The following is a 19,608-nucleotide window of genomic DNA, read 5'->3' on the forward strand; positions in this document are numbered from 1 at the left end:
TTTCATAAAATTTTGTTATTTTAAGCGATTTATTAGTAAATTTTATTAGTAAATTTTATTAGTCGATTTAATTCAATACGTAACGTTTTTCGGAAATACGTTGCATTGGCGACCAGAATAATCGGTTGCTTAAAACAACAATCAAGCTCATAACAGTTACGCCAACTAAAGTGCGCGCAGAATCTCCTAAAGTGGTTGCATTAGTAATATATGCGCCCAAACCCTGAGTTTCCATGTGATTCTTTCCATATTCCACAATCTCAGACACAATCGAAGCATTCCATGCACCGCCTGCAGCTGTAATACCGCCAGTGCACCATGAACCGAAAATAGACGGCAAAATAAGCGTCTTCCATCGCAAAGTACGATCCAAGCGGAAGCTGCGCGTCATTTCACGCAAATCATCAGGGATAGCACTAGCACCTGCAATAACATTGAACAGAATGTACCATTGCGTACCAAGAGCCATCAAAATAATACTTCCCCAACCAAGATCAATATGCCAAGCCATAAACCAAGCCATAGCAAACGGGAAGATGAAGTTTGCTGGGAAGCTAGCAAGAATTTGCACTATAGGCTGCATAATACGCGAAATCTTAGGATTCATGCCGATTACAACACCAACAGGAACCCAAATAAGCGAGCTTATTAAAATCAACACAGCAACGCGTATAAAAGTGATGCCACCAAGCATGCCTGCAGTAATAAACTCATGCAAACCTGCAGTTGTATACACAAAGTAAAGCATATGGGCAGCGCCAGCAGCCACAATAATTAGCATAATAACGTTAAATACCCAATCACCAAGCTTATGCTGAGCAGCCTTGTGAGGCCACTTGGAGCCTGTGCGACCGAATGGGCGCGTTACTTTTTCAAGCCACTCGCGAATTGGCAAAAACAGTTTACTAATAACTTCATCTGCATGAGAGTGACGAATAAGAGTCAAAATAGCACTGTGACGCTCATTATCAGATGCGCTTTGCGTAATGCGGAAACGCTCAGCCCAAGCTGTAAGCGGTTTCCACAAGAAGAAGTCAAGTGCCAAAACAACAATCACCATCGACACAATAGCCCACCAAATAAGACCAAGCTTATTTTCAGCAGCAGCTTGTGCCACAAAACTACCGATGCCAGGAAGAGCGTAAGTGTGATTATTTACGGAAATCATTTCCGAAGCTGTAAGGAAGAACCATCCGCCTCCAACAGACATCATGCAATTCCAAAGCAGAGGAATCATTGCGTTAGGCATGTCTAGCACCCAGAAACGTTGCCAATGCGTGAGTTGCAAACTACGAACTGCCTCATCCAGTTCCTTTGGCTCGCTGAGCAGCGAACGGTGGAACGAAAAAGTCATATTCCATGCTTGACTCGTAAAAATAGCAAAAATCGAAGCGGCTTCAACACCAAGCATCGATCCAGGGAAAATTACCAACCAAATCGTGACAGTTGCCGAAAGGAAGCCAAGAATTGGAACTGATTGCAAAATATCTAGAAGAGGAATAAGCACCTTGCCAAGCCTACGACTGCGAGCTGCAATAGAGCCATAAACAATAGTAAATATAAGAGATGCAACTAATGCGATCAGCATGCGAAATACTGAGCGCAAAGTGTAGTAAGGCAGATTGATTAAGTCCGTGGATACCTTAGATGGTATGCCACTTGGACCAATCGGTTGATTTATGCGCTGAATAAGGAAGGCAGTTACGCCAAAAACGGCAATAATGCCAACGCACACAATAATATCCGACCAGAAACGAGTGTTCTCGTCGACTTGCGCGCCTGCGCTTTCTTTGCGCGAAGTTGTAAATACGGTCATAATAAAGTCCTCGAATAGGCAATAAGTGGATTCACTTTCGTGTATTTTTTATTTCTATTCATTTATTACGCAGATATCTATTGAGATTTCTATGCGAATTTCTATTTAGATTTTCGTAAATTCTTGCGTAGCCGTATCACCATTGATTACGTTACAGGCGCAAATAACTAGAACTCACGTTTTAACTCCACAAATTATATTTCGTAAATTATACTTCGTAAGTTGTATTTCGTAAGTTATATATTTCGCAAGTTTTGCAACCTAAATTCGGTGATTGCCGGCTTCATATATTCAGGAGGAACATCCGAACTACTACTGCCAATAGTGTCGGAGCCTTCATCAGTACGAGTACTAGAATTATGGCTTTTACTGTCATGTTTCACGGCAAATCACCTCCTTAAGTTAGTGCGCTGCCGGCGCAAATCTTCATCATTGAATCGGAGGTTTACAAGAGAACAGAGGCGCACCAAAACACACAAACGCATATTAAGCGTGCCACGTCGTTCAAGCTTCAGCTTCGCAGGGCGGTGGCGTTGCATTAGTCGAAGCCTTGAATTCGACAACGACTGTTAACCAGCGTGCAGTGTCTCCACTGTGTTGCGGCAGCAACCCGTATCCCCGTGGTAGCCTTACCTACCGACCGTGCTCATTATAAATTATTGTTGCAGTTGTGTCAACATGCAGCAAAACACATTGCGATGCATTTGAAACTTACAAAACTCAGCGACAGATGCTAAACAAAAAAGCCTCTTGACGAATTAACGCCAAGAGGCTTATAAATCAACAATCGCTAAAAACGATTGCCTATATGACTACTATCTTACTTGCGATGAGCGCGATAGAAGCGAATCAAGCTCTGTGTAGAAGCATCCTGAGCTGCCAAAGCTTCATCATCCTTAGAAATTGCAGGAGTAATCTGCTTTGCAAGCTGCTTGCCAAGCTCCACACCCCACTGATCGTAGGAATCCAAGCCCCACACAGTGCCTTCAACGAAGGTAATGTGCTCGTAGAGAGCAATAAGCTCGCCCAAGCTAAATGGAGTCAAAGCATCGCCGAAAATGGACGTGGTTGGACGGTTGCCCTTGAACACGCGAGCTGGCACAATCTCCTCTGGAGTGCCTTCAGCGCGAACTTCATCAGCAGTCTTGCCGAAAGCAAGAGCCTTAGTCTGTGCAAGATAGTTGCCCAAGAAGAGCTCGTGCACATCCTGATCGCCATCCTTAGTAGGATTTGGCGTGTTCACGAAAGCAATGAAATCAGCTGGAATAAGCTGAGTGCCCTGGTGAATCAACTGGTAGAAAGCGTGCTGGCCGTTAGTACCTGGCTCACCCCAGAAGATTTCGCCGGTTTCGCTTGTTACAGGAGTGCCGTCCCAGCGCACAGACTTACCGTTGGATTCCATGGTGAGCTGCTGCAAATAAGCTGGGAAGCGGTGCAAGTATTGATCGTATGGAAGCACAGCGTGAGAAGCAACCTTGTAGAAGTTGCGGTACCAAACGTTGAGCATACCGAGAAGCACAACAACGTTCTTCTCGAATGGAGTCTCAGCGAAGTAAGTATCGATTGCGTGGAAGCCCTTCAAGAACTCTTCGAAGCGCTCTGGGCCGAGAACAACAGCCAAAGAAGTGCCAACAGCGGAATCCACAGAGTAACGACCGCCAACCCAGCTCCAGAAGCCAAAAGCGTTGGTTGGGTTGATGCCGAACTCTTCAACCTTTTCGAGGTTGGTGGAAACAGCCACGAAGTGCTTAGCAACAGCTTCAGCCTTCTTTGCGTCGCTTCCGTCAATAGCACCGCACTCCTGAAGCTTATTCAGCAACCAAGTGCGAGCGGTACGAGCGTTGGTCAAAGTCTCCAAAGTAGTGAAGGTCTTGGAAACAATGATGAACAAAGTGGTTTCTGGATCCAAATCCTTGGTCTTTTCTGCCATATCGTTTGGATCAATGTTAGAAACGTAGCGAGCGCTAATACCAGTGTCAGCATATGGCTTCAAAGCTTCGTAAACCATGACCGGACCCAAATCAGAGCCGCCGATACCAATGTTTACAACGGTCTTAATGTTCTTGCCGGTAACGCCCTTCCAAGCGCCGGAACGAACTTCGTTAGCGAAATCGTAAATGCGACCCAACACTTCACGCACGTCTGCAACGGTATCTTGACCGTCAACAATGAACTTGCCAGCATCCTCTGCAGGACGACGCAAAGCAGTGTGCAAAACTGCACGATCTTCTGTATTATTAATGTGCACGCCAGTGTACATTGCCTTAGTGCGCTCGTCAAGCTTAACTGCCTTTGCAAGGTCTGCGAAAAGCTTAAGAGTTTCAGGCTTAATTAAATTCTTAGAAAGATCGAAGTGGAGATCTCCAGCTTCGAAGCTCAACTTATCCACGCGATTTGCATCCTCGGCAAACCACTTCTTCAGGCAAACGCCTTCTGATTGCAACTCGTCGTAATGCTTCTGCAATGCAGCCCACTCTGGGGTTTTTACGGCGTCAACTGGCGGATTGATGGCCATTTCTAGGTCCTTTCATTTCTTCAACTTACGTGACAGCAATCGTCACTATAGTCCAATTCACAAGATACTCACAAAAGCAGACAGAAACACGCGAAGCTTAACACAAAAATGAACACAATCACACTGATAATTTGCGGCGCGCCAAATTGGACAAATTTAAAAATATGATATATAGTAATTGATTTGTGCGCGAGTCGCGAATGCGTCTCGGGCAACATGCCGCTTTAGCTCAGTCGGTAGAGCGTCTCCCTCGTAATGAGAAGGTCGACAGTTCGATTCTGTCAAGCGGCTCTCTGACTCGCTCGAGTGTATTAATACTTTTGATTTGTTTTTATTCGCTCGATTATTTATATGAGTCTATGCGCGAGTGGCGGAATGGTAGACGCGCAGGATTTAGGTTCCTGTGTCTTACGACGTGTGGGTTCAAGTCCCATCTCGCGCACGAAATTTTTCGCTTATTCAGTAATAAATAATGCCTGCAACTCCGGCAAAAGTGCGCGCAAAGCATTACCTCTGTGCGAAATAGCATTCTTTTCTTCTTGAGTCAGCTCCGCGCTAGTCAAACCTTTCATTTGCACACCATCGCGAATAGGCTGAAGATCTGGCACAAATAGCGGATCATAGCCGAAACCGTTAGTTCCGTGCACCTCGCGCAACAAGTGACCAACCATTTCTCCGACTCGAACAGTCTCAAAGCCGTGAGAATGCGACATAACACTGCCTTCAGGAACCTCACTGCACCCATCCGGAATAGCAAGAGCTGCAGCACAACGAAAACGAGCAGTACGACATTGATCTGGAATATCAGAAAGTTGGCGCAAAAGAAGCTCATTATTAGCTTTATCGTCCCCATGCACACCACTCCACCTGGCAGAAAGAATACCAGGGGCAGCACCAAGCACGTCGACGATAAGACCCGAATCGTCTGCAATAGCAGGATAACCTGTTCTTGCAGCAACATCACGCGCTTTGAGCAAAGCATTCTGTTCAAAAGTCACGCCAGTTTCCACAGGATCAGGCAAGCCAAGAGAACCTGCAGTTACTAACTCGAAACTGTTTGCCAGCTTCGACAATTGCTCCTCTAAAATTTGCTTGATTTCAACGAGTTTTCCCTCATTATGTGTTGCCACAATAAGCTTCACGCCCGTTCTCCTTCAATCTCTTCTATTTTGCTAAAGCGGCTTTTTGAGCAGCTTGCAATTCGCGATTACCTTTAGTTGCCAAATCAAGTAACGTATTTAATTCGTCGCGATTAAATGGACGATGTTCTGCAGTGCCTTGAATTTCAATGAAAGTGCCGGAACCTGTCATAGCTACGTTCATATCTGTCATAGCTTGACTGTCTTCAACATAAGGCAAATCAAGCATAGGCGTGCCGTTAATAACGCCTACAGAAACAGCGGAAATAGAATCCTTAATAACATTTGCAGCAGAGCGAATATGACCATTCTTTTCTGCCCAATTAAGCGCATCTACCAAAGCTACATAAGCTCCAGTTACGGAAGCAGTACGAGTTCCACCATCCGCTTGCAACACGTCGCAATCAATTTGAATCTGGCACTCACCCATCGCTTTCATATCGACTACACCGCGCAAGCAGCGACCAATAAGACGACTAATTTCGTGAGTGCGACCACCAATTTTTCCACGCACAGATTCGCGATCAGTTCGCTCAGCTGTTGCCCTAGGAAGCATAGAATATTCGGCAGTTACCCAACCCAAACCGGAATCTCTACGCCAACGAGGCACACCAACCGTAAAAGTTGCAGTGCACATTACGCGCGTATTGCCACACTCAATAAGCACAGAACCTTCAGGAACATCAGTAAATTTACGTGTTATGCGCACAGGTCGGAGCTCGTCAACATCACGACCGTCAACGCGAATTGGTTTTACAGATTCCAACATATCCTTGATTTGAGTCATACCTCACAAATTTAGCACGTGGCTGTTATCTTCTATTTCTTCTTCTTAGCGCGCAGCAATTTTGTACTAAAGCTGCTCAGAAAGCTCCATCCACTCATCCTCAAGAGCACTGGTTTCTTGCTCGTTTTTTTGGAGATCTTCGTTAAGAGATTGAAGCCCAACAAAGTCACTTGGGTTGTGCGCAGCCATTTGCGCTTCAATTTGCGACTTTTCTTCTTCAAGCTTTGAAAGTTTTCGCTCGATTGCAGAAACTCGCCTTGCAGCATCGTGATAGGCTTTGCCTGTAAGTTTTGGCTCAGCTACTGTACTTTCTGAACTTTCTTTAGTTGTAGAATTTGCAGTACTTGAAGCATTCACAGTACTCGCAGCACTAATGCTATTTTCGTGATCGCGCTGCAACTTTTCTACAATTTGCAAATACTCATCTACACCGCCTGGAAGGTGACGAATTTTGCCGTCAATAAGCGCAAATTGCTGGTCTGTTACGCGCTCAAGCAAGTAGCGATCGTGCGAAACAACAATCAAAGTGCCGGGCCAAGTATCGAGCAAATCCTCCATAACTGCAAGCATGTCAGTGTCGAGATCGTTTCCAGGCTCATCCATAATCAGCACATTTGGCTCGTTTAGCAAAATCAGCAGCAACTGCATACGGCGCTTTTGACCGCCCGAAAGATCCGCAATTGGTGTCATAAGCTGCTCGGGCTTAAAACCAAGCCTTTCCATAAGCTGACCTGGAGTCACTTCTTTGCCATCGATAATATAGCTAGGCTTATAGCGACTTAAAACTTCTTTTACTTTATATTTTCCAAGCTTTTCAAGCTCTTCTAGCCGCTGCGAAAGCACAGCAAATTTTACAGTCTTGCCGATATTTACGTGTCCAAGCGTAGGCTTTAGAGATCCATCAATAATGCTTAATAATGTTGATTTTCCTGCTCCATTCGCACCCACAATTCCAAAACGATCGCCTGGGCCTATAAGCCAAGTTGCATCGTCTAAAATCATGCGTCCAGTAATAGTTTTGCGCGATGCAGCTGAAGTTTCTGCAATGTTTTGCGCGCTCGTAGCAGTATTTTCAGAAGTATTTTCCGCAGTATTTTCAAAAGAATTTTCTTGACTCTCGTCAACAGCAATAGTAACGCTTCCTACGTGAGTTGGTTGCGCAAAAGCAGATTCTACAATATCGACTTTATTTGATTTTTCTGCATTATCTTCACCTAAAGATGCGTTTTCTACAATATCCGGATCGATATTTTTTAGCTGCTGAGCGTTGTCGAAAATTTGCGTAACGTCAATTAAATCAACAACTTGCTTACCAAGACGCGAAGTTGCCATTTTCTTCAATTCAAGAGTGTCTCTTAGCGGCGGCACATCTGCAATAAGCTCACGCGCTTGCTTTACGTGGAATTTTTGCTTAGTAGAACGCGCACGAGCACCCCTAGAAAGCCAAGCTAACTCTTTTCTTGCCAAATTTCTGCGACGCTCTTCGCGCACATCCGCTTGGCGTTCACGCTCCACGCGTTGCATCATATAAGCGCTGTAACCACCCTCGAAAGGATCAATTACGCCGTCGTGCACTTCCCACATCGAAGTGCAAACCTCATCCAAGAACCAACGGTCGTGCGTCACAATCAAAAGCGCACCTTGACCGTCCTGCCAACGGTGAAGAAGATGCTCCGCAAGCCAATGAATCGTCACAACGTCCAAATGATTCGTAGGCTCATCCAAAGCCAAAATATCCCAATCGTGCAACAATAATCTTGCTAAATCTGCGCGCCTGCGCTGGCCTCCAGAAAGCGTGCCTACTTTTGCTTCCAAATTTATGCCACCAAGAAGCGCTTCTACAATTTCGCGTGAACGCTGATCTGCAGCCCACTCGTAATCTTCGCGATTTTCAAGAGCAGCCTCGCGCACAGTTGCGTTATCGTCCAATGGATCGCGCTGATCCAACATGCCAAAAGTAAGCCCTCCGCGCTTCGTAACGCGACCAGAATCAGGCTGCATTGTACCGGCAAGTAGCCGAAGTAGCGTTGACTTTCCGTCACCATTTTTTCCAACAATACCTATTCTGTCGCCTTCAAAAACACCTTGAGTTACGTCTGTAAAAATCGTTTTTGTAGCAAATTCTAGCGAAACTCGTTCTAATCCCAAATCATACGTAGGCATAATCCACAAATATAGCTGAACACTTATACGAAAGGATATAGAAGGAATATGGAAAAATGCGATCGCAAATGCGAACACGAAGCTTAAAAGCGCTTGTGTTGGTAGTAGGACTATAATAATACGTGCTATGAAAACTCAGAACAATCAACAAAATATGCAGAGCAAACACAATCAAAATAATCAAAACAACTCACATGCGCAACACAACGAAGATGGAGTTTTGAGATTAGATGGCGATGAAACACGTCCTGGAGACCCAACGCAGGAACTTTTGAACGCTTTAGGCACAACTATTTCGCCGGATCTTTTGGTAGAAGCACTCACCCACCGCTCGTTCTCGCACGAGCATCCTGGCACACGAAATTATGAGCGACTTGAGTTTTTGGGCGATGCTGTGCTTGAGTTAGTTTCTACGGAAACGCTGTTTTCTGCACATCCAGACATGACTGAAGGTCAGCTTGCAAAGATGCGAGCGAAAGCTGTGTCTGAATGGGCGCTTTCTGCTGTCGCGCGCGAAAAGCTGCATGTTGGCGCGTATATTCTTCTCGGTCGCGGAGAAATGGAGCAGGGCGGAAATAATAAAGATTCAATTTTGTGCGATATTGTTGAAGCACTTATTGGCGCAACTTTTGTTGAGCATGGAATTGATGAAGCTCGCAGAGTTGTGCATCGTTTGATTGACGACACTTTGGCGGAAGTGCTAACTGAAGGACCAGCTCTCGATTGGAAGACTTCGCTTACAGTCAAAGCTCACGATATGGGTTTGGAAGATCCAGAGTATCGAATGGCTGTTTCTGGGCCAGAATACGCACCAGTGTTTGAAGCTCGCGCGGTTTTGGCGCATAAGGATGGCGACGAAGTGCTGGGAGTCGGAAGTGGCTCTAGCAAACGAAAAGCGCAACTCGCAGCAGCCGAAATCGCTTGGCACGCACTCGACGCGCGTAAGTAACACCCACCCCTCACAGCCACAATACGCAAGAAAAAGAAAAACCCTGCCACCCGTCGATGGCAGGGTTTCTGTTAATAAAACCTACTTGGTGTGCTCGGAGCGAATAGCTTCACGGTAAACACGACCACGGAAGGTTCCGCAAGATGGGCAAGCCATGTGTGGGAATGCCTGAGAACCGCAGTTCGGGCAAGTCACAGTCTGCACGGCAGACGCCTTCCAATTAGCGCGACGCGAATGCGTATTAGCACGCGAGGTCTTGTACTTAGGCAGTGCCATAATTCTTTCCTCTATTTCGTTCAATCGATTGAGCTTAAGCGTTCTGTATATTACAGCAAGCGCCGTACAAATTGCGCAACCTAATTTCTCTTTAGCGCAACAGAAACTTTACAAGCGCGCGCAGTTTATGCCGCTTTTCAGCCCAAAAACGACCGAAACTTTACAACTCGCTAAAATTAATGCCGCTTTTCATTCTGCTCAAGCTGAGCTTTCAAATCCTCTAAAGCAGCAAAACGAATATCCGTAACGTCGTGATGATGATCTGGATGCTCGTTTAAGTTTTCGCCACACTGAGAGCAAAGTCCGCGGCAATCCGGCTCGCACAACGGCTGCAACGGCAACTCACTTACCATCGTGTCGCGAATAAGAGCCTCAATATCCGCAAAATCGCCACCCGCAACTAGCGGATACACATTGCCTGACTCGTCATTTTCATCCCAAATTTGCGATTCAGCTTCATCCGCATCGCCACGAGTATTGCGATTATCAGAACGATTAGAACGCGAGTCAGCATATGGGAAGAATACGCACACATCCACTTTCCAATCGCGACGAAGCGGCATCAAGCATCGAGTACATTCTGCATGCACCGGAGCAGTAATACTGCCCTGAAACATTAAGCCGTCAACCACAGCATCAAAATCGCCATCAACCATAACATCGCTGCCTGGCTTTACGCCAATAACGTAATCTCCAATGCCTTCCGGCGCCGGAAATACGCGATGCAACGACATGCTACTACCAGCGCGCGCAGCCATTTGCGCTACTGGAACAGCCCATGGTGATTGGGATGGATGCGAAGCCATTACTAATTCCTTTCCTCTTCATCATCGTCATACAATGATGAGCTAATGTCGTTTTGTACGTGCGCTGCAGCTCGGCGACGATCTTCTAACACTCGCTGACCCGCTTGCACGTCTTGCTCTAATTTATCTAGCTGCTGCTTTAAGCCTTCCATAACAGTTGCGCAATACTGATCCGCACCTTGCGTAAGCTTGTCTGATTTTGCTTGCGCAGTAGCGAGAATATCGCGAGCTTTCTGTTTTGCTAAAGCCGTTACGTTTTCTTGACCTGCTAAGAATTGAGCACGCTCTTGCGCTTCTTCAATTATTTCTGCAGATTGAGATTGCGCTGAGGAAACAATAGAGCTTGCTTGTGCTTGCGCTGTACGCAAACGTCGCTCTGCTTCTCGCATTAATGCAGAAGCTCGCTCCAATTGCACAGGAAGCATATCTTTCAAACGCGCTAACTGGTCAACGAACTCATCGCGATCAATTTTTACCATTCCTGCAGCAAACAGAACATTCTTTGCTTCCGAAAGGGTTGCTTCCATTGCATCAATAATGTCGTAAACTGTTGTAAATTCAGCGCGACTCTTTGAGCGCACTTCATCGCTTATTGCTTCTGCAGCTACTTTTGAAGTTTCAGATTCATTTTCTTCAAAATCAATAACACCACCGTCTTCTCTTTCTCGTAAATCTGGAAGAGGGAAAGGAGAAAATGATGCTGGCGAAGAAGCTGCTTTGCTATCTTTATTGTTATGCTTTGCACTATCAGCGCCATTATCTCGCACATCTTCCGCAGCAGAAACACTTCCAACTGCCGCAACAGATGACGTTTCTGTATTGTCAGCATCTGCATCAACTAATAGGTCGCCTTCACGCGCACTTCGCACGTCGGATTGCGTTGTATTTACAACGCCGTCTTGAGCATCTTCTTCATCTGCAAGAACCGGATGCAATGGAAGCTTTTGATTGCGATCAACTTGCACTTCGCGCTCCATTGTGTCGTCTCCTTCACTAGATAATCCAGAAGTTGCGTCAGTAAGTTCATTTTTATTTGTCATCTTCTACTCTCCTGTTCAATTGTTCAGCATAGATGAATTATTATCTACGCCTAATGATTGTTCATTAAAAAGCTTTTTTAATAAGGGTATTACGTTATCTGGAACCATGCCAGTAACATTTCCCCCATGACGAGCAACATCTTTAACCACAGAGCTTGAAACATGCTCAAGCACAGGATCAGCAGGCAGAAAAAGTGTTTCGATACCTGCTAATTTGCGGTTCACTAGCGCCATTCCAAGTTCTGCCTCATAATCACCGTTTTGACGTAAGCCTTTTACGATTACTGTAGCACCAACTTTTGTACAGTAATCAGTAATCAAACCAGCTGTTGAAGTTACTACTATTTTGCAATTGCGATTGAAACTATTCTGAGCTTGCGGCAAATTATTTATTGCTTCTTGAATAATTTTTACGCGCTCAGATTCAGGAAATAACGGAGTCTTTGCAGCATTTACCGCAACTAGCACATGTACTTCATCAAATAGATGCGTACAACGTTGTATTACGTCTAAATGGCCGGCAGTGACTGGATCATACGAGCCGGGGCACACAGCTATAGTCATGCTCTTAGATTATCACCCATTGCGCTCAGAACAAAAATATATTAATAAAATAGCGTTACTTTTATCGTTAAAGATAGAAGTAACGCTGATATTTAATATAAATTGCTTAAATACGCAACATAATTACTTAAAAATTAAACTTTCCTAATTCCTCGTATATGCGCTTGCATTCAGGGCAAACTGGGTAGTCATTTGCTTCGTGTCGAGGAATCCACACTTTACCGCACAAAGCTACTACTGGTCGACCAGTTAAGCGCGACTCTTCAATTTTGTCTTTTGACACATAGTGCGCAAAACGATCTGCATTACCACCGTCATCTAGACGAGCATCTTCGTCAACTTCTGGACGTTCTAGAACAGAAGTGCTTGTGCCGGAACCAGAGTCTGGATCTGTGGATTGCGAACCAGATTCCATAACAGCATCTAACGCATTATCTGCTTCTAAAGATGAAAACATCTCGCATCCTTTCGTAACGCATTGTGTAACGAATTTCGTAGCGCACTAAAATTTAATTGAATTTTATTCGCAAAACCAAGCATAAAGCATTATCGCAACAAACACTCAAAAAGCTGTCGGAAGCGCTAATCTTTACGCATGAATTATTTGCGAAAATTATTTGCGATCCTTTTGCGAATCTTATTTAGTTATTTAGTAAAGTTTAGTTTTAAAAAAATCAATTTACAGTACTTGAATTTCTGTTGGTATTGCAGGATCTCCGCGCATCAAACTTTGCGCAGCCAAAGGCAGTCGACGCAAAGCAGAAGCGCAATAATCCTGGGCACGCATAATCGCATCGTGACCCATAAACTGTTCGTCAGCTTCACCGTCGACCATGTAATCAACTAGCAGATTTTCCCACGAATCCTTAGGCTTAAACTGAGCGAGCGCAACTTCCGAACCGGAAATCACGTGTTCGCAATCAGCTACACCGCAAGAATCGCTGCTGTAATCGTATGAACGATACGCCAACTTACGTCCAGGCACAGTCGCTTTATTCTTAGAACGCTTAGCAACAGGCTGCATTACACCATCTGCACCCTCACGCTCAGTAAGCTTATAAACCATTGCGCAAGTTGGAGCGCCGGAGCCGGTTACAAGCATTGTGCCGATGCCGTAAGAATCCACAGGCGCATTTTGCAAGGAAGCAAGAGCATACTCGTCCAAATCGTTAGTAACTGTAATCTTTGTGTTTTTAGCACCCAACTCGTCGAGCTGATTCCTAACGCGACGAGCCAGAGCGCACAAATCTCCAGAATCAATACGAATTCCGCCAAGATCTGGACCTGCAACTTCCACGGCTGTCTTTACAGCTTCCTCAATATTATAAGTGTCAACAAGAAGCGTAGTGCCTTTGCCAAGAGCTGCAATTTGAGAAGTGAAAGCGTCACGCTCAGTGTCGTGAACAAGAGTGAAGCAGTGAGCTGCAGTTCCGATTGCCTTTAAACCGTAAAGTTTTGCAGCTAACAGATTTGCAGTACCTTTAAAACCGCCAATTACTGCGGCACGAGATGCAGCAACTGCAGAATATTCGTTCGTGCGGCGGCCGCCCATATCCATGCAAGGACGTCCTGCGGAAGCAGAAACCATGCGAGCTGCAGCAGACGCCACAGCACAATCGTAATTGAGAACGGAAAGCAGAAGAGTTTCAAGCAAAGTGCACTCGCCGAAAGTGCCTTCTACTTGCAAAATTGGCGAGTTAGGGAAGAACATCTCACCCTCGCGATAACCGGAAATTTTACCGCGGAATCGGAAATTTTTCAGCCATTCAATGGTTTCTGCACTAACAATTTTGCGATCACTTAAGAAACGTAAATCATCTTCCGAAAGATGGAATTTTTGCAACTCTTCCAAAATGCGGCCCATGCCAGCAACAACTCCGTAACGACGGCCTTGAGGCAAGTGGCGCGTAAAAATTTCAAAAACGCACTTGCGATTTGCGGTGCCGTCTTTAAGAGCAGCGTCGAGCATAGTGTATTCATACATGTCCGTCATAAGAGCAGATGAAATCTCAGCCATGATATTCCTTTCGTAACGAACAAAATAAAAACAGCTAGGTAATAGATAAGTAATAGATATGAATCTAATTGGATTACTAAAGCTAAATCTAAAACCAAATCGCAATAATTGTATCGCTAACTAAAGAGCCGACGTACGAAATGCAACTTCTCGAAGTCACTCTGAGTATAAAGAAGCATTTATAATAGCAATTATGCTTAATAAGAGTTTGAACGAAGAGACTGCAAAAGTTACTAAAGCCGCAGAAAACCTGCACTTATACAACACGGCTTCACATTCAACGAACACTTTCGTACCTAAAAAGCCTGGTCAAGTAGGCATGTACGTGTGCGGCGCCACAGTGCAAAGTTCTCCGCATATTGGTCATATTCGCGCAGCGATCGCATTCGATATAATCCGTCGCTGGATGCTGCGTTTAGGATACAAAGTCACGTTTGTTAGAAACGTCACAGATATTGACGACAAAATTATGAAAAAAGCCAATGAATCAGGGCAAAATTGGTGGGAACGAGCATATATTTACGAGCGCGAATTTACAAAATCCTACAATACTTTAGGAGTACTTGCACCAACAGTTGAGCCGCGCGCAACAGGTCATATTACAGACATGGTTGAGCTGATTGAGCGTTTGATTGAGCGCGGTCACGCATATGTTATTAATGACAGCGACGGAAATCCTACTGGAAATGTTTATTTTGACGTGCCAAGTTGGGAGCATTACGGCGAATTAACGCACCAAAATCAGAACCAAAATGAAACTTGCGCAGACGAAGCCGCAGCTATTGCAGACGCAAAGGGTCCAAGCGTAGACGCTGCTGAAAACGATATTTACAATCCAACAGATCCTGCAGATGCTTCACCAGACAAACATGATCCTAGGGATTTCGCACTTTGGAAAGCACCTTGCGATTTCGATCAGCCGGATGCGCGCTGGAAAACTCCTTTTGGCGAGGGACGCCCTGGTTGGCATATTGAATGCTCTGCTATGAGCCATCGATATCTTGGCGAGGATTTCGATATTCACGGAGGCGGCCTGGATTTGCGTTTCCCTCACCACGAAAACGAAATGGCACAAACGCGTGCTGCTGGCTGGGAAAGCGCTGATGTGTGGATGCATTCAGCATGGGTTACCGCAAAAGGTGAAAAAATGTCCAAATCCTTAGGAAATGGACTTTCCGTACCAGTAGTTTTGGCAAATAATTCGGCTTGGGTTGTGCGTTATGCTTTGGGAGCAGTGCAATATCGTGCAATGCTGGAGTGGTCCGACCAAGCTTTGGTGGAGTCAAAATCGGCTTACGATCGCATTATGAACTTCCTTGAGAGAGCTGGCAGATTGCTTGACAAGAAGCCAACTTGCGAAGAAGTGCACTCTGTTAACGCAGACGAGCTTCCAGAAGATTTTACTCGCGCTATGAACGATGACATTAACGTTTCTGGCGCAATCGCAGAAATATTTACTACAATTCGTCAAGGAAATGCTCTTATTGACGACTGCAGCAAAGATTCTTCACAAGCACAAAGCGAAAGCGTACAAAAGCTCATATATCTCGCTGTTTTGCAAGTGCGAGCTATGTTAGATACTTTGGGCTTGGATCCTTACGCAAAAACGTGGGCTTCGAACGATAATCAATCGTCTGTAGAAGGCTCAAATGGCAAGGAAAGCAAAGAATACTCAGCTTTGGACTCTTTAATTACTTTGCAACTTAAAGCTAGAGCAGATGCTAGAAAAGCAAAGGATTTTGCTACTGCAGATGCTATTCGCGACGCGTTAAATAACGCAGGAATTGTAATTGTCGATACTTCGCAAGGATCATCTTGGCATTTGCAATAAACGAAAGTAACGCAAAAGTATTAGTTAGCAATTGCACTAAAGTTACGTTAGCAACAACAGGTAGAATGGAAAACTATGGCAGCATTTAGTTCGTTAACAGACCGCCTTTCCAATGCTTTTAAGCATTTGCGCAGCAAAGGCAAGCTATCAGAATCCGATATTGACGGCACAATTCGCGAGATTCGTCGCGCACTTCTCGATGCAGACGTTGCGTTGGAAGTAGTACGCTCATTCACTGCTCGAATTCGCGAGCGCGCTCTTGGTGAGGAAGTTTCGCACGCTTTAAATCCAGCTCAGCAAGTTGTGAAAATTGTAAACGACGAGCTTACGCAAGTATTGGGCGCAGGTGTAGATAGGCAGCTTAATTTTGCGAAGTACCCTCCAACTGTAATTATGCTTGCAGGTTTGCAAGGTGCAGGTAAAACTACGCTTGCTGGAAAGCTAGGCTACTGGCTAAAGGATGCAGGTCATACTCCTTTGCTTGTAGCAGCAGATTTGCAACGACCTAATGCAGTCACACAGCTGCAAGTTGTTGGCGAGCGCGCAGGAGTTCCTGTATTTGCTCCAGAAAAGGGTGTGCAAACAGGTGGAAGCGCGATTTCTTTGCCATGGTTCACTAAAGGCGACCCTGTTAAAGTTGCGCGCGATTCTATTAATTATGCGCGCGAAAAAATGTATGACACTGTGATTATTGATACCGCAGGTCGTTTGGGTGTTGACGAAGAGCTTATGAAGCAGGCACGCAATATTCGCGATGCCGTGCAACCGCAAGAAGTGCTGTTTGTTATTGATGCAATGATTGGTCAGGATGCTGTTCGCACTGCTCAAGCTTTTAACGATGGCGTGAACTTTACTGGCGTTGTGCTTTCTAAGCTTGATGGCGACGCTCGAGGCGGTGCTGCACTTTCGGTTGCAAGCGTTACTGGAAAGCCGATTTTGTTTGCTTCTACAGGTGAAGGTTTGAAGGATTTTGAAATCTTCCATCCTGATCGAATGGCTTCACGCATACTCGATATGGGCGATATTTTGACGCTTATTGAGCACGCACAGAAGCAGTTCGACGAAGAAGAATCGCGCAAGGCTGCTGCAAAAATAGCTGAAGGCAGCTTTGGTTTGGATGATTTTTTGGAGCAGCTTCAGCAAGTTCGTAAGCTTGGCTCAATGAAGAAGCTTTTGGGCATGATGCCTGGAATGGCAGCTCACCGTCAGGAGCTTGAGCAGTTTGACGATAAGGAAATTGACCGAACTGAGGCAATTATTCGCTCTATGACTCCTCAAGAGCGTAGAAATACAAAGATTATTGACGGATCTCGCCGCGCGAGAATTGCTGCTGGTTCAGGTGTGAGCGTTTCGCAAGTTAATGCACTTTTGCAACGTTTCGAGCAGGCTGCAAAAATGATGAAGCGAATGAGCGGAGGCGCTGGAATGCCTGGCATGGGCGGAATTCCTGGCTTCGGTGGAGCCGGCAGTAAGTCGAAGCGCAAAGATAAGAAAGGCAAGAAGAAGAGCGGAAAGTCCGGAAATCCAATGCGCAGGGAAGCTGAAGAGCGCGCGTTGCGTGAGCGTCTTTCTGGCGAATCTACTAGCGACGATGTTGCAGGTTCTGCTTTTGCAAAGCCGCAGCAACCAAATCTTCAGAATCTTCCTGAAGGACTTAAGGAACTTATGAATTCCGAAGACGCAAATCAAGATAATCAACTGCCACCTAACTTTGGCGGCGGATTAGCTGGCTTATTCGGTCGATGATTTTAGTATTGGCGTTTTTGTGGGTTATATTTGTGCCGCTTCTTTTGTGGCAGTTGATGCGTTGGCTGCCAACAGGTGCGGATAAATATAACCCACTTCCGTATATTATTGCGCTGCTTCCACTTGCAACTTACGTTATGGGAGCACTGTTTTTGTGTAATTTTGGCGGTTTTTTGCTGTATACATGCTGCGCAGAAAAAGTGACGAAATCGCTTAATTTAGCGCAATCTTACGCGAAATCTTACGGATATTTATGTATTGCGTACGCTGTGCTATTTTTGATTTCGCTTAAGTCGCATACGCCGTACTGGTTTGCAAAATTACGTAGGTTGCACGAAAGCAGGTCGTCGCGCAAAAGCTGCAAGAAACGGCATCAAGAAATACGCGTGATGACTCTTAATTGCAGATACGGAAAAGCGAGCGCATCCGAAATAATAGAAATAACGAAAAAATATCACGTAAATACGTTACTTTTACAAGAATTAAGCGAGTCTTTAGTAAAAAATCTTGAGAAACTTGGAATATACGAAATTTTCCCAACTTCGTGCGTAGGTGCGCAAAGTGAGCATAATAACGGCGGATTCAACGCTATTTTTACGCAATATTCCGCGATTTCTACTTGCAATAATTCCGTAAAAATTGAAGCTGCAAGCGTGCCTCGCGTTACAACTTGCTTAGATTTTGGTGCAACTGAAAAAGTTGTAGTGAAATTTGCTTCTGCACATCCAAAGTCACCGATGCGTGGGTGTGCTGCTTGGAGTAATGGAATTCGCGCACTTGCGACTATTGATTCTACTTATTGCGTTGACGAATCCACTTCGAAAACTTGCGATTTAGCAACTCTTACTATTGTTACTGGCGATCTTAATTCCACAGTCGACCACCCAAGCTTTCGCTCGCTTTTGAAATACGGATTTACAGACGTTGCACTTTCGCTTGGAAAGCGTCTACGCACATGGCCTACATGGCTTAAGTGGCCAAATCTTACACTTGACCATGTGCTATTTTGCGCAAAAAACTGTAAATCTAACGCACTATGGCAAAAGAATGTAGTTGTTGACGGCACTGATCACCTAGCCTACATCGCAGCAATCGACCTACAATCACTAGATAAAAACGTCCAAGCGCGCAGGCATAATAGATAAGTTATTCGCGTGAATCGGCGCCCTCTTCCCGATCACGTGAGGAACATGTGGAAGCTCGCAAGGAGTGCCCCACACCCGAACGAAATTCCACGACTCTAGTTATAAGGAGAGCCATTTTGGCAACCAAGATTCGTCTTAAGCGATTGGGCAAGAAGTTCTATGCCTTCTACCGTGTAGTCATTTCTGATTCACGCAACAAGCGCAACGGTCAGTCCATCGAAGAGATCGGCGTTTACGATCCAAACAAGCAGCCATCTATGATTCAGATTGATTCTGAGCGCGCACAGTACTGGCTTGGCGTTGGCGCGCAGCCAACCGAACCAGTGTTGAAGCTCTTGAAGATTACTGGCGACTGGCAGAAGTTCAAGGGTCTCGACGGCGCTGAAGGCACGTTGAAGACTTCTGAAGCTGGCCCAGACGCACAGGCTCGCGTTGAAGCTGTTGAAGCTGAAGCTCAGAAGCTGAAGGCCGCTAAGTCTGAAGCCGCTGCTAAGGCTAAGGCTGCAGCTGAAGCCGCTGCAAACGAAGCCGAAGAAGCCCCAGCTGAAGCTGCCGAAGCCGAGGAAAAGGCTGAGTAATCATGCTGGCTCAAGCTGTTGAACATCTCATTAAGAACATCGTAGATTTTCCAGATGACGTGTCGGTACGTTCTCACGAAAATGCTCGCGGCGAATTGCTTCGAGTACGCGTGAATCCTGAAGATATCGGTCGCGTTATTGGACGCAATGGTCGTACCGCTAATGCAATTCGCATTGTTGTGCAAGCTTTGAGCAACCACAATGTGCGCGTTGACATTATGGACGTACGTAAGTGA

Annotated in this window: 17 protein-coding genes, 2 tRNA genes, 2 pseudogenes and 1 riboswitch; of the genes and pseudogenes, 8 read left to right on the forward strand and 13 right to left on the reverse strand. The window is 45.4% G+C overall.

Features of this window, described 5'->3' with window-relative positions:
- Positions 1-67 precede the first annotated feature (67 nt).
- From HXT58_RS04445 to pgi, 3 genes are all read right to left on the reverse strand, one after another.
- Positions 68-1,816, reverse strand: coding sequence for an ABC transporter permease (locus HXT58_RS04445; protein ID WP_004105335.1), 1,749 nt, complete (start codon positions 1,814-1,816; stop codon positions 68-70).
- Positions 1,817-2,052: 236 nt separating this feature from the next.
- The gene (locus HXT58_RS04450; protein ID WP_004574037.1) at positions 2,053-2,199 is read right to left on the reverse strand and encodes a hypothetical protein; all 147 of its coding nucleotides are present in this window, start codon (positions 2,197-2,199) and stop codon (positions 2,053-2,055) included.
- Between the two features lie 104 nt (positions 2,200-2,303).
- Positions 2,304-2,464: riboswitch (M-box (ykoK) riboswitch) on the reverse strand.
- A 172-nt stretch (positions 2,465-2,636) separates the two neighbouring features.
- A complete protein-coding gene (gene pgi / locus HXT58_RS04455; protein ID WP_174143450.1) occupies positions 2,637-4,331 on the reverse strand; it encodes a glucose-6-phosphate isomerase in 1,695 nt (564 codons plus the stop codon).
- A gap of 218 nt (positions 4,332-4,549) precedes the next feature.
- On the opposite strand from pgi, the gene HXT58_RS04460 reads away from it, so the two are divergent.
- Positions 4,550-4,622, forward strand: a tRNA-Thr gene (locus HXT58_RS04460).
- 70 nt (positions 4,623-4,692) lie between these two features.
- Positions 4,693-4,773, forward strand: a tRNA-Leu gene (locus HXT58_RS04465).
- A gap of 13 nt (positions 4,774-4,786) precedes the next feature.
- On the opposite strand, the gene HXT58_RS04470 is transcribed toward HXT58_RS04465, so the two are convergent.
- From HXT58_RS04470 to HXT58_RS04485, 4 genes and pseudogenes are all read right to left on the reverse strand, one after another.
- The gene (locus HXT58_RS04470) at positions 4,787-5,473 is read right to left on the reverse strand and encodes a non-canonical purine NTP pyrophosphatase (RefSeq protein WP_004105345.1); all 687 of its coding nucleotides are present in this window, start codon (positions 5,471-5,473) and stop codon (positions 4,787-4,789) included.
- A 22-nt stretch (positions 5,474-5,495) separates the two neighbouring features.
- Entirely contained in the window at positions 5,496-6,257 is a 762-nt protein-coding gene (gene rph, locus HXT58_RS04475; protein ID WP_174143449.1) for a ribonuclease PH, read from the reverse strand.
- Positions 6,258-6,323: 66 nt separating this feature from the next.
- Positions 6,324-6,554: pseudogene (locus HXT58_RS04480) on the reverse strand (ABC transporter C-terminal domain-containing protein); the annotation flags it as partial.
- A gap of 104 nt (positions 6,555-6,658) precedes the next feature.
- Positions 6,659-8,420: pseudogene (locus tag HXT58_RS04485) on the reverse strand (ABC-F family ATP-binding cassette domain-containing protein); the annotation flags it as partial.
- A gap of 127 nt (positions 8,421-8,547) precedes the next feature.
- Here HXT58_RS04485 and rnc point away from each other — a divergent pair.
- A complete protein-coding gene (gene rnc / locus HXT58_RS04490) occupies positions 8,548-9,369 on the forward strand; it encodes a ribonuclease III (protein WP_004105351.1) in 822 nt (273 codons plus the stop codon).
- Between the two features lie 81 nt (positions 9,370-9,450).
- On the opposite strand, the gene rpmF is transcribed toward rnc, so the two are convergent.
- The 6 genes from rpmF to HXT58_RS04520 all read right to left on the reverse strand — a co-directional run bounded on the left by rpmF (position 9,451) and on the right by HXT58_RS04520 (position 14,072).
- The gene (rpmF, locus tag HXT58_RS04495) at positions 9,451-9,645 is read right to left on the reverse strand and encodes a 50S ribosomal protein L32 (protein ID WP_004574042.1); all 195 of its coding nucleotides are present in this window, start codon (positions 9,643-9,645) and stop codon (positions 9,451-9,453) included.
- A gap of 176 nt (positions 9,646-9,821) precedes the next feature.
- Positions 9,822-10,451, reverse strand: a complete 630-nt coding sequence (locus tag HXT58_RS04500) for a YceD family protein (RefSeq protein ID WP_102703371.1) — start codon at positions 10,449-10,451, stop codon at positions 9,822-9,824.
- Between the two features lie 2 nt (positions 10,452-10,453).
- Positions 10,454-11,491 (reverse strand): hypothetical protein, encoded by a 1,038-nt coding sequence (locus tag HXT58_RS04505; protein ID WP_174143447.1) that lies wholly within the window; start codon positions 11,489-11,491, stop codon positions 10,454-10,456.
- A 15-nt stretch (positions 11,492-11,506) separates the two neighbouring features.
- On the reverse strand, positions 11,507-12,055 hold the full coding sequence (coaD, locus tag HXT58_RS04510; RefSeq protein WP_032835291.1) for a pantetheine-phosphate adenylyltransferase: 549 nt from the start codon (positions 12,053-12,055) through the stop codon (positions 11,507-11,509).
- Between the two features lie 127 nt (positions 12,056-12,182).
- Positions 12,183-12,512, reverse strand: coding sequence for a DUF3039 domain-containing protein (locus tag HXT58_RS04515; RefSeq protein ID WP_004105359.1), 330 nt, complete (start codon positions 12,510-12,512; stop codon positions 12,183-12,185).
- 222 nt (positions 12,513-12,734) lie between these two features.
- Positions 12,735-14,072: a nicotinate phosphoribosyltransferase gene (locus tag HXT58_RS04520; RefSeq protein ID WP_174143446.1), complete on the reverse strand. Its 1,338-nt coding sequence runs from the start codon at positions 14,070-14,072 to the stop codon at positions 12,735-12,737.
- A gap of 193 nt (positions 14,073-14,265) precedes the next feature.
- Between HXT58_RS04520 and cysS the strand changes: the two genes are divergently transcribed.
- From cysS to HXT58_RS04545, 5 genes are all read left to right on the forward strand, one after another.
- The gene (cysS, locus tag HXT58_RS04525; RefSeq protein ID WP_174143445.1) at positions 14,266-15,903 is read left to right on the forward strand and encodes a cysteine--tRNA ligase; all 1,638 of its coding nucleotides are present in this window, start codon (positions 14,266-14,268) and stop codon (positions 15,901-15,903) included.
- 75 nt (positions 15,904-15,978) lie between these two features.
- The gene (ffh, locus tag HXT58_RS04530; RefSeq protein WP_174143444.1) at positions 15,979-17,649 is read left to right on the forward strand and encodes a signal recognition particle protein; all 1,671 of its coding nucleotides are present in this window, start codon (positions 15,979-15,981) and stop codon (positions 17,647-17,649) included.
- Positions 17,646-18,794 (forward strand): endonuclease/exonuclease/phosphatase family protein, encoded by a 1,149-nt coding sequence (locus HXT58_RS04535; protein WP_174143443.1) that lies wholly within the window; start codon positions 17,646-17,648, stop codon positions 18,792-18,794. Before ffh ends, HXT58_RS04535 begins: the two co-directional genes overlap by 4 nt.
- A gap of 116 nt (positions 18,795-18,910) precedes the next feature.
- Positions 18,911-19,372 carry a 30S ribosomal protein S16 gene (gene rpsP / locus HXT58_RS04540; RefSeq protein ID WP_004574047.1) on the forward strand — a complete coding sequence of 154 codons (462 nt, stop codon included), beginning with the start codon at positions 18,911-18,913 and terminating at the stop codon, positions 19,370-19,372.
- 2 nt (positions 19,373-19,374) lie between these two features.
- Positions 19,375-19,608 carry an RNA-binding protein gene (locus HXT58_RS04545; protein ID WP_004105376.1) on the forward strand — a complete coding sequence of 78 codons (234 nt, stop codon included), beginning with the start codon at positions 19,375-19,377 and terminating at the stop codon, positions 19,606-19,608.

This window comes from Gardnerella sp. KA01000, from assembly GCF_049244035.1.
Classification (GTDB): domain Bacteria; phylum Actinomycetota; class Actinomycetes; order Actinomycetales; family Bifidobacteriaceae; genus Bifidobacterium; species Bifidobacterium leopoldii.